We start from the raw sequence: 13,222 nt of genomic DNA, 5'->3' as shown, positions 1-13,222 counted from the left end.
CCTTAAATTTCCTTTAATTGGGTTGCAAATTTCTTTATTTTCAATGTCATGGCATGGGTATTTCTGTTGGCTTTGCCGGCAACCCAGACCCGGACACGGCCGGTGTCTCTCTTTTCAAGTCCGATACATACGGACTGATGGGAGAGAAAAAAGGTGATCCAGCAGCCGATGATCATCAGAATAAAGCCTGAATACACATACCAGACACCCGGATCCTTGGTCACCTGAAGACCGGTATAATAGGCCTGATGAAAATCTTTGACCGTCACGGAGAACTGTCCTTTTCTCATCTTGTCAAAGGTGGGAAATTTAGTGGGCATCACGATCTGGACACTTTGTTTGTCCTTTGGCGCCACCCGACCGACAAAGGCCTCACCCAAATTGTGTCCTCTGAAATCAAAATGGGGCAAAAACCCCTCAAAGGTGAAGGTGCCAAGATCCTGGGGCAAGGCCACGCTCTGACCCTTTTTAACCGTATGAACAACGCTTTCCTGGGTGAGATTGTCCTTGATCTCAAACTCGGCCTCATTGGGAAGGGCCGTACCATAGGAGGACTGAAAAATATTAATCCCTTTGTACCTTAAAGGGTAATTGACCCGGATATCCTTTGTAAAACTTTGTTTTCCATCCTCTATGATCGTCAGATTGGACCTGAACTCATCCGGGGCCCCGGTATCATAGAACTTTACTTCAAACTCGTTGCAACGGATGGCAAAGGGTAGCTTGATGGGCATCCTTGTGGATGAATCAAGCACGGTATCCGCAGACTTGCCCTCATCCAGCCTCAGACTCGCCTTGAATCCGAACAAGGCCCCGAACAAGGCCCCGGCCAAAAGTAAAAGCACACTGGCATGAACCACATAGACCCCGAGCCGGCTCCATCTCCCCTTTTCTCCGTAAAGCACCAGGCCCTGTTCTGTCTTATGCTCTATCACCGCCCCCATTTGACGGGACAACACCTTTTGATAAGAAGGCAAAAGCTGTGACAGGTCCTGGTCGGACTCAAATTCCTGTTTATTTTTCAGGCCGTTAAATCGCTTGGGATTGACCTTTATCTTGTCCGGGAAAATAATCTTCCAGGTTTTAGACAGCCGATCAATTGAGCAGACCACAATATTAATGCACAGCACCAGCATCAACAACAGATACCACCACGCCTGGTACATATTGTCGAGTTTCAGCACCTGGATCAAATTATACATGCCCTGGCCGTAAAGATTTACATATGCCCGGGGACTGCCGTTTTGTAAAACAACGGTTCCGATAATGGATGTCAGCGCCAAAAGTACCAGGGTGTAAACCGTAAGCTTAACTGATGCAAAAAACATCCAGACCTGGTTGGCAAAATTCTCTTGTTTTTTCAAAATCTCTCTTTCGTTTATCTTTGGGTGTGTTCACCCGTGTCAAAAACCTGATCCTTCTTTGTTACCCAGCTTACGGTCAAGCTTGGCAACCACATTAGATCTGCTCTCAAAAGGCATATCCATGGCGTTCAAAATCACATCCAGCCGCCCCATGACCACGGCTTTTTTCCTGGCCCGGGTAATTCCAGTATAGAGCAATTGCCGGGTCACCACAGGTGATATTTTCTCGGGGATCAGGATGAGCACCGTATCAAATTCCGATCCCTGGCTTTTATGGATGGTGACGGCAAAGGCTGGATCATGGGAGGGAAGATCTAAAATCCTGAACTTTTGAATTTCCTGATCCGTCCCTTTAAAACCGGCCAGAGATTTTAAGCTTTCTTCCCATACAATACCGGTATCCCCGTTAAACAACCCTTTATGGTAATCATTTTGATTTACCATCACAATCCGCTTAAAAAACGGGACCTTTATATCATTTTCCATGGCAGGTCGTAAAATCTTTTCGCAAAGATGATTAATTTGTAATGTTCCGTCATCTCCAAGGTTGTGGGCGCACAACACCCTGAAATTATCCATCCGGTCCAGGGCCTGGTCCAGGGTCATGGCAGAAGACAGGTCCTGATACCCTTGGGATATGTGTTTTTCTAAAATGGTCTGGCCCTTGGATATCTCTTTTGTATTTTCAAACACAACGTCTGGATATTTTTGGGAGCAAAGAATTTGCTTCAAAGAGGTTGAATCGTTTTGACTTACGGCCCGGGCCAGCTTTTCGATTCCGGACCGTCCTTTGGACCTGAAATTATGGGATAAAAAAACACGAAAACCGGCCATGGATTCAACTTCACAGATATCGGTAAACACGGCTCCGGCCTGAACCGGGGAAAGCTGATGTTTATCTCCTAACAGCACCACACGGCAATCCAAAGGGATCGCCTCCATCAAACGGGTCATCAGGGCAATATCAATCATGGAGGCCTCATCAATGATCACCATATCCGCTTTTAAAAGATTCTCCCGATTGTGTATAAACCCGACCCCATCGGGCTTGGGTTTAAGGGCCGCATGAATGGTTATGCCCTGGTTTAATCTGGCCGCAGCCTTGCCTGTGGGGGCAAGGCAACGTATACAGGGCTCGGGCTCTTTTTTTTGTTCTGCCCTTTGCCTTAAAACGGCTGTGATAATATTGGTGATATGGGTTTTACCTGTGCCGGGACCGCCTGAAATCACCAGGAACCTATGGGTCAATGCTTTTAGGATTGCGGTTTTCTGCCCGTCTGTTCCTGGCACTTTTTCCGGGAAAAAACGCTCCACCCAATCTGAAATATCCTTCTTGTCCTTTGCAAAAGAATTTGTGGACACACGGGCGTAGAGATTGCGGATCAAACGATACTGAAAATCATAATACTTGGAAAGATACAGATTGTTATCCCTGTCCAGAATTAAAGGAACCCTGCGGACCCAATCAAGGACCGTTCCGGTTTTTGGGGTCTGAACTTCAGGTTCTTTTCCCACCATCTTTTCATGGGTAAGCACCTCGATCCACGGGTCTAATTCGGGCAAACAGACCTGTGCCGCCTCACCCTGGCCAAGTTCTAATTGCGCGGATAATTTAAGGTTCAAGCAGATGTGGCCCTGGCCCAGGGCTTTTGAAACCAGGGCAGCCGACAGAATCGCCAAAGGAGACACAGGTTTAAAAATATCTGCCATGGTCTTTGCAAAATAATAATCCAAATGGGAGAACACGCCCTGGTCATGAAGCATATCAAGGTCGGATAGAAAATAATCAGCCATGGCTCTTTTTTACCAACCTTTGATCCAAAAAGAAAGGGGCTGGCAGGGATCAAAAGGGGGTTGCTTAAATTTGTATATTTTTTTTTGGGGTGGTCTTATCTGAAAGTCAAAAAAACAAAAAAAAAGAGAAAGGAACTTAGACCCCCGACTTCCAATCCTGCCGGGGCAGTTTTCTAAATTGCCTGGGACATGAAATACAAAAAAAAGTCTTTTCAACCATTTTAAATCTTAAACCCATTACCGGGGACGGCTTGCCTGCGATTTCCCGCCTTATGCCTACGATCACCGCCCCTGCGCCGGTTGCTCTTAAAAGAGAGACTGACAATGACACCGTCTCTTACACCTTTTCGTCTGTCAAGTTTGGATTTACGTCTCTCTCTTTTAAGCTTGCGGGTAACGGTTTTCCGCCTTTCAGAAAAGCCGCGGATCTCGCTGGGAGAATCTAAGGTTTCTTTTTGTATGGGTAATATTTTGTAGTCAAATACCATGATCTTCACACACCTAAATTTAGTGTTTAACTATTTCTTAAACCTAACTTAGATATCGTCACTTGTGACAGATCACTTTAATTTTTCTTCTGGGTCCCGTCAATGTATTGATGAATCCTTAAAAAAGGGACATAAAGGCAGTCACTTGTCTGGATATGATCCACCAGCCAGTCCCGTTGCTGGACAAGGGCTTCCATGGTCAGGTTGTTGATATCCTCAGCAATTTCCCGCCGCATGCTGATGGCGTTTTTAATGAATTGCCGATGGGCCTTTGCATGGGTTTCCAGGTCTGGGTACTTTTTTGTCCTCAGCATTTTTTCTTCTTTTGAAAAATACATTTTACTAAAATCATTGATCTCCGAAATCATGTTGATCACAGCCTTGGCATCTGCATTCTCAGCTTTTAGGTCAATGAGTGCATTAAACTTTTCAAATAACGCTTTCTGGCATTCATCCAGTTCCGGAATATCCACACTAAACTTTTCTTCCCACTCTATCTTATTGGCCATTTGCCTATTCTCCTTTATTCTTATTTTTATCTTTACCAATCCACAAAGTTCCCAGGACCGTGATGGAAACAATCACAGCCAATACAAAGGCAAAGGTCATGCCTTGGTTCCCAAATTTTGGATAAATCACAAAGGGAACCAGGTAAGCGTACAAAACCATATGAAAAACACCGATGCCGATAATTCTTAACCCCACCTTTTTCACCCAATTTTCTCCAAAAGCCGTTCATGGATATTCCCAAATCCGCCGTTGGACATGATCAGAACCAAATCCTTATCTTTTAATTGGGGGGTTAAAAATTCAATGACCTGGTCCACGGTTTCGAAATGACCGGCCCTGGTACCTAATGTCTCAATGTCATGGGCCAGCCGGGCCGTTGAAAACCGCTGATCTTCAGGTATACTCTTTTTGACGCAGGGATTACAGATAATAACCATATCGGCCCCGGTAAACGCCCGGGGGTATTCTTTTTGAAAAATATTGCGCATGCTCGTATTGGTCCGGGGTTCAAACACGGCAATAACACGGCCCTTGGAATAAAAGGGTTTTACCGCTGCAATGGTTTCCCTGACCGCAGAAGGATGGTGGGCAAAATCATCCATCACGGTAATGCCCTTTTGGATCCCCCTGATCTCCTGCCTGCGTTTAACACCGGAAAAAGAGGCCAGGCCCTGTGCTATTTTTTCATCGCTGATATCAAGCTTTCTTGCGGCCGCAATACAGGCGGAGGCATTCAGAAGATTATGCCGTCCCTGCATGGGGGTATCCACAAGAATATCCCCATCATTTGCCTTGATCCGCGCCCTGGTCCTCTGGCCGCAAGTCCCATGGTCATCTATCTCTATATCCCCTTGATCTCCGTAGGTAAGAGCAGATGCACCAGCCTCTGCCAATACCCGGATCAGGGTCGGGCTTTCATTGCAGGCAATAATGGTACTGGTCTCTTTGATTTTTAAAACAAAGGCCTCAAACACGCGGCAGATATGGTCCAGGTCCGTAAATATATCTGCATGGTCAAACTCAATCCCGGTCATGATGGTGATCTCAGGATCATAATGCATAAACTTGGGGCCCTTATCAAAAAAGGCGGTATCATACTCATCCCCTTCAATCACCATGTATTGGCCTGACCCAATCTGAAAGCTTGAATTAAAATCCTTTAAAATCCCTCCCACCATAAACGAGGGGGAGAGTCCCGCTGTTTCAAGCAGGTGGGCCATGATCGAAGAGGTTGTGGTCTTGCCGTGGGTTCCTGTGACCAGGATAATTTTTTTATCCTTGGCAATAAAATGATTCACGGCCTGGGGCATGGACATATAGGGAATGCCTTGCTCCAGCACGGCAGAGGCTTCTGGATTGTCCCGGCTCACGGCATTACCGATGATCACAAGATCCGGGGCCGGATTTCTTGAAATATTAGACGAACTAAATCCTGAAAAAAGCCTGATTCCGTTTTCTTCAAGAAAATCACTCATGGGCGGATAAACATTTTGGTCTGATCCTGTGACCTTGTACCCCATTTTTTTAAGAATACAGGCCAGGGTGCCCATGCCGGTACCGCAGGCCGCCGTGAGATGAATATGGCGAATTGAATCTTTCATCAAAGCGCTGCCATAACTTCCCTTGCCGCAACAAGGGTCTTTTCAATATCTGCATCACTATGGGCGGCAGAAACAAAACAGGCCTCAAACTGGGACGGGGCAAGGTAGATGCCTTTGGCCAGCATGCCCCTGTAAAATCTGGCAAACCGATCCAGATCAGATGTTTTGGCATCCTCAAAATTAAACACGGCCTGATCGGTAAAGAAAAACCCTGCCATGGACCCGATATGATCTGCCTGAAACGGAATATCGGCATCGGCCGCAGCCTGGTTCAGTCCTTTGACCAGCATATCGGTTCTCCGGTCCAAATCTTCATAGATTGAATCTTGCTTTAAGGCGTTCAATGTTGCAATACCTGCGGCCATGGCCAGAGGATTGCCTGACAGGGTACCGGCCTGGTAAATCGATCCCACCGGTGCAATCTGTTCCATAATCTCTCTTTTTCCCCCGTAGGCCCCCACGGGCAGCCCTCCCCCAATCACCTTGCCAAAACAGCTCAGATCCGGGGTGATCTTAAAATACCCCTGGGCACATGCCCTGCCCCCGACCCGGAACCCGGTCATGACTTCATCAAAAATCAAAAGGCTGCCGTGTTTTTCAGTCAAGGTCCGCAGACTCTCCAAAAACGCCTGCCGGGCACGGACCATACCCATATTGCCGGCCACAGGTTCCAGGATAACACAGGCGATCTGATCCCCTTTCTCGGCCATGAGTTTTTCAAATCCTTCTACATCATTATAGGCCAGGGACAATGTGTTTTTGATCACATCCTTGGGAACTCCCGGGCTTCCGGGAATACCCAAGGTGGCAACACCGGATCCTGCCGCCACAAGAAGGGTATCGGCATGACCGTGGTAACACCCGTCAAATTTCACAATCAGATCCCGGCCTGTAAATCCACGGGCCAAACGGATGGCACTCATGGTGGCTTCAGTTCCGGAATTAACCATCCTCACCATGTCCACGGAATCCACCATCTCCGTCACAAGGGTTGCCAAATCATTTTCAAGGGCGGTGGGTGCACCAAAACTGGTGCCTGTTTCAAGCACCTGCTTTAAGGCCTCAACAACTTGGGGCGGCCTATGGCCGAGGATCAAAGGCCCCCAGGAAAGCACATAATCAATATAGGCATTACCGTCCGCATCAAAAAGCCGGCTTTGCTCTCCTCTGTCAATAAAAACAGGTTCCCCGCCAACCGAGCCGCAGGCCCTCACAGGAGAATTCACCCCGCCTGGAATCAAATACTTAGCCGCCTCAAACAAATCCTTGGATTTAGTCAGTCCCATTTGATTGTTCCTTAAATATCCATTTTATATATTATGATCAATTTTGATTCAGTTTCCAAAACACTGCAATATATCAAACTCAGGATTAAAAGATCAACTGCTTTGTTGCCCTCTTAAAAAAACCAGACCAAAAAACCATTGACATCCCAGAGAATCACTGGTATTTTCCTGGCGATAATTTCATGGGTCGTTAGCTCAATTGGTAGAGCAACTGACTCTTAATCAGTAGGTCCCGGGTTCGATCCCCTGACGACCCACCATGAAACTAAAGGCCGATTCGCTCTTAAAGGGCGTTTCGGCCTTTTTGCTTCTTGAACCATATCCAGACACAATCTGGCACATATAGACTGAATTTACAACAGGTTGTTGTAACTCTTGTTGTAAAAAATCAGAGGAAATAATGGTGCTGCCAATTTACTTAAAAATATCTGAAGTTCTTTCCTAATAAAAAAGAAGGGGCAATAAAATTCATACCTTGTTTCTTTAAAAAAATAGGGAAAACAGACTGCAATGCAAGCCTGTAAAAACTTTTGATTGCATTAACCCATTTATATGTATCCAAGGGACCTGTCTCACATAACCATCTAACATAATATTGTATAATCGTAGCACACACGTGTGCGCATGCATGCGCGGAGAAAAAACTTTTTTACCTACCCACCCCCCTCTGAAAAAAAGGTGATAAGGTGATGAAAACAAAAAAACAAAAGGAATACTTAATAATTTTAGTCAGTTCGATACAACCTAAAAAGGTGATGAAGGGTGATGACATCACTTTTTTTTATCTCTTTTTTTAAATATATAAGTACCTGTAATCATAACACATCACTTTTTCCATCACCTTCTATCACCAAATCCTCACCCTTTAGACAAAACACTTTTTTTATTATATCATAAGGTTAGACCTCAATTTTAACTCTTCATCACCTTATCACCTTTTTTTTAGAGAGGGGGGGGTACCCCTAATTTGTCCGAGATCATCCTTGTTGAATTAAATATGTACAGAATTAAGATAAAACAAAGACAATTATAGGATTAGCGTGCAGGAGAAAGGCTTTTAAAAAGCCGTTGCTGTTCCATCCGGGTGGCACTGTGAATTTTGGTCAAAATCTCTTCTGGAATGTCCAGGGCAGACGGGCTCAAGGTATGGGAGAAAGCCAGGTCCATGACAAAGGTATGGCCGCAATTGGGATTTTTGCAGCAGCAATAGAGTTTTTTCACCTGCTCTGATTCTTCCGAACTTGAACTGATAACTGCTTTAAATCCGCACCGATTACACTTAATTTTCATAGACATTTCCCTTGTTTTTCTCCCCTCTATTTTACTCTGAATATTCAGGTGAGTCAAAGGATATACGCCTGTCCTGTGGCAGATCTTCATTGATTTGCATCGGGTGTTTTCGCAGGGGTTTGATTTCATTTTTTTCATAGACTTGATCTGCCTTTGTCATGTCTCCATAACCGCCTCTTGCCTCGGCCGGAACGATGCTGGCCAGGGCCGGGGGAATCCGGTGGGCCGCGATGATATCATCCCTGGAAATATTTTTAATTTTTTGCAGTTCATCTTTGGTCGAAAAGTCTCCCACCGGCAGGATCTGGACATCCTTTTCCCGGCCATTGGGGATATGAAGGAAAAGGTTGCGGAAGTTACCCAACTTTTTTGCCGACTTTACAGCATCCCTGATGGAGTTTTTTTCATTTTCTCCCAGGTTGGCCGCTGCCGAATAAAAGATATAGCCCACATGGGCACCATTGAGATAATAACGACGGCGGAACAAGGTGGCATCTTCATTTAACAGCATGGACTGGATAGCGCCCAGGTATGAGGGGATACCGTAAATGGTCTGGGCCACATCATAGTTTTTAATGTGGATGACCTCCCCTGTTTTAAATTCAATTCTTGATCCATCTGCATTGAGCATGCAGTATCTATTTGGTTCTTTCATCCTGCGCATATTAATGGCCGGCAGATGTTTTACCGCTATGACCTCCCCCAGAATATTGTAAATCTTCTGAAAATACTCATTCATGAAAGTGACATAATCCGTGGTAAAGGGCTGCATTTCAGACCAGGAGCAGGCCGAAGATCCCACAAAAACCCGAAGGATCATGTTGGTTTTGAACTCCAGCAAGGGGCCATGGTAAGCATTGGCTCCCCTGAGTCTTGCAAGGCCGGACAAGGATACCGGTGTGCTGTAATAACTGCCATTATCACAAAGCCAGGTGCCGATATAATCGGTCAGGTGGCTGTCAAGGACAGGCTCCGGATCCCCAAAGGAAAAGGCGGTGGCTCCGGTTGAGTCGGTTTGCATCTGGTTTTTTTCCTGTTTTTCTTTCATTCTTACCTCTCCTTAAAGACATTCCACGGTGGCAGATGATATCTGGTCGTGGCTGATGGGTTCATTGGCAAGGGCGTGCATAATTGCCCATGCAACATCGGCGTGGCCTGTGGTGTTGGTTCGATTTGCGGCATAGGTGATCTGGCCGCCCCCGGTCATAATTTTGCGGATGGTTAAAAAAGCATGGGCAATGGTGGTTTCATCAGCATTCCAGAGAAGCCGGTTTGCCCCTATCACTTCCTGGGCCTTTAACACCATGTGGGTTTTGCTTGAGATTGAATAATGGATGGGGGTGGCCTGGGGATAAAAGTTTTTCACCGTATCAAAGACACCCATGCCCGGGCCTGTAACATCAATGCCCATATAGCTAAAATTATAACGCTGGCAGAGTTTTTTAATTTCTGCAGCCTGCCAGGGAAAACTTTTATCCACCCATTTATACCTTGCAATCACACGGAACTTTCCGCCTGGTTTCAATGGTGGCATCAGGATCACAAAACTTGCATCATCCCGGGAACGGCTTGGATCATACCCAGCCCAAACCGGATAATTGCCCACAGGCCTTGGGGCATTAAAATCAATATCCCTCCATTGGCTGATGTCGGCTGCGCACTCTTCCAGATAGGCAAACCTGAACACGCCGAAGGTGTCATCCACAAATTAGCACAAAAATAAATTTTTAAATTCTGAGGGGCTGTATTCCAGGAGGAGCTGGGATCGGTCAAAGAGATCACACCCGCCTTTTTCCGCATCGTCCAGGGTGATGATCCTGCGGTATGAATTATCGGGGCAGAGGATACCGGACTGCATCTGCTTAAAACCTGGGAATTCCACCCGTTTCTTTCTAAATCTCTGGTTATACCGGTCGCCGGTCCATAGATCATAGGCTTCATGGGTAACAGCAGACGGAGTGGAAAAAAGAGTTTTTCTCCATTTCTTATGGGCTGCCATGCCCGAGGCCACCTTGTAGAGTTCATTAAATCCCATGATCCAGAAGAACTCATCCATATATACGTCACCATGGTAACTCTGGGCAGATTTGGAATTGTTGGACAAAAAATGAAGTTCAGCCGGGCCCTTGGCCGTGTGCAGGATAATGGGATTTCCCTTGAGCTCAATATCAAAATGCTGCTGGGCAATGGAAACAATGTACCGCCTGAAGGTTTCAGCCTGGGCCCGGGTGGCGGATAAAAAGATTTTATTCCGGCCTTCCAGAGCAGCATCTTCAAAAGCCTCCTGGGCAAAATACCAGGTGGCTCCAATCTGCCGGGCTTTGAGCAGCATGCGCATACGATGGAGCCGTGCTTCCCTCAGGGCCATCTGGTATTCAAAATAATGCTTGTGCAGCTTCTCCTTGAAATCAACTGCTTTGATGCCGGTTACATCATTTTTTTTCTTACGGGTATTGGACCGTTTGCCTGATCGTTTCCCTTTCCCCTGTTGTCCGTTCCCCTCTCCTTTGGGCTGCTGGTTTCTACCTGCCCGGAGGCGAACCAGAGAATCGGTCAGGCTTCTTATTTCAGCCAGGTCCATTTCTGTTTTAGTTTCTTTTTCTGCCAGCAGGGCCAAACGCCTTGCCATGGAACCTTCTACAGTCTCATGGGATAAAAGATCATCCCAGCCGCCTTTTGTTCTCCAGTCATAGATCGTACGCAAGGGAGTTCCCAGGAGTTCAGATATCTCTTTTGGTTTATGACGGCGCAGGTAAAGACCTTTTGCAGCGTCTTTTATTTCAGGGGGGTAATGGCTCATGACCCAACAATATCAATATTTCCCAAGCGCCTGGTGAGGTTGCATTCCGATAACGCGAAAATCGGAATGGCTTTCGTGTACAGGGAGGAATTCCCCTTTTATGATGGAATTATTTAAGTTCAATCAATCATTTAAAGGAGATCATCATGCCCGCTTCTCTCGTCACAGGCTGGAAACGCATAGCCCAATCCGGAGAGACTGTTGACGGACGGTTTATCAAGGCCGACTGGCTTACAGACATGGCAGAAAACTATGATCCGGATGTTTATACGGCCAAGCTGTGGATCGACCACATGCGGTATGCCTCCTATGGATCTGTCCGGGAACTTAAAGCCGAACAGGATGGGGATCTGGTCAGGCTTTATGCCAAGATCAGCCCGACCCGACCCCTGCTGCAAATGAACCAGGTATGGGAAGAGCATCTGCATTTTTCCATTGAACCCACAGAGGATTTCGCCAAAACCGGCAAGTGCTATCTCACTGGCCTGGGCATGACAGACTCCCCTGCCAGCCTTGGCACCGATGAAATGCGGTTTTCCAAAATCTCCGGCCGGACCTTTACCGCCCGTTACCCAGGTGAAGTTGTGCCGGATCTGCGGGAGCCGGATGATGACAAACAGGTGGAAAGCTTTATGCGCAAGCTGGCAATGATCTTTTCTAAAACAAATAAACCAGAAAAAAAAGAGGAGCCCATGGACGAACAACAGTTAAAAGAATTCAAAGAAGCCATTGCGGGACTTCAGCAGACCATGACCGGTGTGGCTGATTCCATTAATAATTTCGTATCCGGACAAACTTCTGATAAAGGAGACGGGGCAGATACCCCTGACACGGATACCGCCCCCCCTGCCCCTGCAGCAGACAACCAGTTTGCAGAACTGAAAACCCGCCTTGATGCCCTGACCGGAAAATTCGACCAGATTATTGCCAGAATCGAAAAAACACCTGCAGGCACTCAATTTTCAGATACCACCCAGCCGGCTGACGATCAGGACGGAATTATATAGGGTCTGGTTGACCCGATCATAAGGAGAGAAACCACCATGAAAGATTTGACCAGACAGAAGTTTGACCAGATGGGCCAGCGGATTGCCAAGGGATATGGCGTTGTCAGTGTAGGAAAAACATTTGCTGCCACACCGACCATTGAACAAAAACTCCAGGACAAGATTGTGGAAAAAGACACTTTCCTGCCCCTGATCAATATTGTCCCCGTTGATGAAATGGAAGGCAAAAGAGTTTTTGGCAGTGCATCCAGCCCTGTTTCAGGCAGGACCAATACCAGCACCCCGGGCAAGGAAAGGGAACCTAAAAACGTGCTTGGCCTGGATGAGGCAGGATATAAGCTGTACAAGACCGATTCCGATGTTTACCTGGATTATGAAACTATGGATTCCTGGGCCAAGTTCCCGGATCTGGCTGACCGGTATACCGGTTATGTTCAGGAGCGCATTGCCAAGGACCGCACCACCATCGGCTGGTACGGTGAGACAGCGGAGGCTGATACTGACCTTGAAGCCAATCCCTTGATGCAGGACGTTAATATCGGATGGATCCAGTATATGAGGGCCAACCATGCAGCAAACATCCTGACAGCAGGCACAAAGGAAGCTGGACAGGTCCGTATCGGTGCCGGTGGTGATTTTGTAAACCTGGACCATGCGGTTATTGACCTTTTGCAGGGGATTCCTGTGTTTTTACGAAGCGACCTGATTACCCTGGCCGGCAGTAAGCTTGTGGCAGCAGAGCAGATTGCACTTTTCCAGTCTCTGGGCCAAAAGCCCACGGAAAAAACCCTGGCCAACACGTCTCTGACTCTATTCGGCGGTCTGCCCTGGATGACCCCCACCAATTTCCCGGGACGCGGCCTTGTCATCACCAGCCTGAAGAATCTGTCCATTTATCATCAGTCCGGCTCCTGGCGCCGGCGCATCGTTGATGCACCTAAAAAAGACCGGGTGGAAGATTACAACAGCCGGAACGAAGGTTATGTGGTTGAAACCCCGGAAAAATTTGTGGGCCTGGAATTCAAGAACGTGAAGCTCCTCCAGGCGGACGGCACAACCTGGGCATAACCTGTAAACCTTAA

General features: G+C 46.9%; 10 protein-coding genes, 1 tRNA gene and 1 pseudogene. 3 read left to right on the top strand and 9 right to left on the bottom strand.

The genetic code is table 11. The annotated features are described in order from the left end of the window. Positions 1-2: 2 nt before the first annotated feature. From HUN05_14390 to hemL, 6 genes are all read right to left on the bottom strand, one after another. Positions 3-1,328, bottom strand: a complete 1,326-nt coding sequence (locus HUN05_14390; protein ID WDP88074.1) for a cytochrome c biogenesis protein ResB — start codon at positions 1,326-1,328, stop codon at positions 3-5. 75 nt (positions 1,329-1,403) lie between these two features. Beyond that, the gene (gene recD, locus HUN05_14385) at positions 1,404-3,158 is read right to left on the bottom strand and encodes an exodeoxyribonuclease V subunit alpha (protein ID WDP86166.1); all 1,755 of its coding nucleotides are present in this window, start codon (positions 3,156-3,158) and stop codon (positions 1,404-1,406) included. A 565-nt stretch (positions 3,159-3,723) separates the two neighbouring features. Continuing rightward, entirely contained in the window at positions 3,724-4,155 is a 432-nt protein-coding gene (locus HUN05_14380) for a hemerythrin family protein (GenBank protein WDP86165.1), read from the bottom strand. Between the two features lie 4 nt (positions 4,156-4,159). Continuing rightward, a complete protein-coding gene (locus HUN05_14375; GenBank protein WDP86164.1) occupies positions 4,160-4,360 on the bottom strand; it encodes a hypothetical protein in 201 nt (66 codons plus the stop codon). After that, complete coding sequence (gene mpl, locus HUN05_14370) at positions 4,357-5,757, bottom strand: UDP-N-acetylmuramate:L-alanyl-gamma-D-glutamyl-meso-diaminopimelate ligase (GenBank protein WDP86163.1); 1,401 nt, start codon at positions 5,755-5,757, stop codon at positions 4,357-4,359. Before mpl ends, HUN05_14375 begins: the two co-directional genes overlap by 4 nt. Continuing rightward, positions 5,757-7,043, bottom strand: a complete 1,287-nt coding sequence (hemL, locus tag HUN05_14365; protein ID WDP86162.1) for a glutamate-1-semialdehyde 2,1-aminomutase — start codon at positions 7,041-7,043, stop codon at positions 5,757-5,759. The genes mpl and hemL overlap by 1 nt, the downstream gene beginning before the upstream one ends. Positions 7,044-7,227: 184 nt before the next feature. Between hemL and HUN05_14360 the strand changes: the two genes are divergently transcribed. Beyond that, positions 7,228-7,303: transfer RNA gene (locus HUN05_14360), tRNA-Lys, on the top strand. A 775-nt stretch (positions 7,304-8,078) separates the two neighbouring features. Here the strand turns inward: HUN05_14360 and HUN05_14355 are convergent. The 3 genes and pseudogenes from HUN05_14355 to HUN05_14345 form a co-directional block, all read right to left on the bottom strand. Further along, positions 8,079-8,333 carry an ogr/Delta-like zinc finger family protein gene (locus HUN05_14355; protein ID WDP86161.1) on the bottom strand — a complete coding sequence of 85 codons (255 nt, stop codon included), beginning with the start codon at positions 8,331-8,333 and terminating at the stop codon, positions 8,079-8,081. A gap of 31 nt (positions 8,334-8,364) precedes the next feature. Further along, the gene (locus HUN05_14350; GenBank protein ID WDP86160.1) at positions 8,365-9,381 is read right to left on the bottom strand and encodes a phage portal protein; all 1,017 of its coding nucleotides are present in this window, start codon (positions 9,379-9,381) and stop codon (positions 8,365-8,367) included. A 12-nt stretch (positions 9,382-9,393) separates the two neighbouring features. Then, positions 9,394-11,133, bottom strand: a pseudogene (locus tag HUN05_14345) (terminase). Between the two features lie 146 nt (positions 11,134-11,279). On the opposite strand from HUN05_14345, the gene HUN05_14340 reads away from it, so the two are divergent. Both HUN05_14340 and HUN05_14335 read left to right on the top strand, forming a co-directional pair. Beyond that, a complete protein-coding gene (locus HUN05_14340) occupies positions 11,280-12,140 on the top strand; it encodes a GPO family capsid scaffolding protein (protein ID WDP86159.1) in 861 nt (286 codons plus the stop codon). A 36-nt stretch (positions 12,141-12,176) separates the two neighbouring features. Then, complete coding sequence (locus tag HUN05_14335; protein ID WDP86158.1) at positions 12,177-13,208, top strand: phage major capsid protein, P2 family; 1,032 nt, start codon at positions 12,177-12,179, stop codon at positions 13,206-13,208. The last annotated feature ends 14 nt before the right edge of the window (positions 13,209-13,222 follow it).

Source organism: Desulfobacter sp., assembly GCA_028768545.1.
Taxonomy (GTDB): Bacteria; Desulfobacterota; Desulfobacteria; order Desulfobacterales; family Desulfobacteraceae; genus Desulfobacter.
Note: the sequence above shows the minus strand (reverse complement) of the source record. Positions and strands in the feature narration are given on the sequence as shown.

Coding starts and splice junctions, on each gene's coding strand:
- HUN05_14340 (WDP86159.1), top strand. CDS start 11,280: ATGCCCGCTTCTCTCGTCACAGGCTGGAAACGCATAGCCCAATCCGGA.
- HUN05_14380 (WDP86165.1), bottom strand. CDS start 4,155: ATGGCCAATAAGATAGAGTGGGAAGAAAAGTTTAGTGTGGATATTCCG.
- HUN05_14355 (WDP86161.1), bottom strand. CDS start 8,333: ATGAAAATTAAGTGTAATCGGTGCGGATTTAAAGCAGTTATCAGTTCA.
- HUN05_14350 (WDP86160.1), bottom strand. CDS start 9,381: ATGAAAGAAAAACAGGAAAAAAACCAGATGCAAACCGACTCAACCGGA.
- HUN05_14390 (WDP88074.1), bottom strand. CDS start 1,328: ATGTTTTTTGCATCAGTTAAGCTTACGGTTTACACCCTGGTACTTTTG.
- HUN05_14335 (WDP86158.1), top strand. CDS start 12,177: ATGAAAGATTTGACCAGACAGAAGTTTGACCAGATGGGCCAGCGGATT.
- recD (WDP86166.1), bottom strand. CDS start 3,158: ATGGCTGATTATTTTCTATCCGACCTTGATATGCTTCATGACCAGGGC.
- hemL (WDP86162.1), bottom strand. CDS start 7,043: ATGGGACTGACTAAATCCAAGGATTTGTTTGAGGCGGCTAAGTATTTG.
- mpl (WDP86163.1), bottom strand. CDS start 5,757: ATGAAAGATTCAATTCGCCATATTCATCTCACGGCGGCCTGCGGTACC.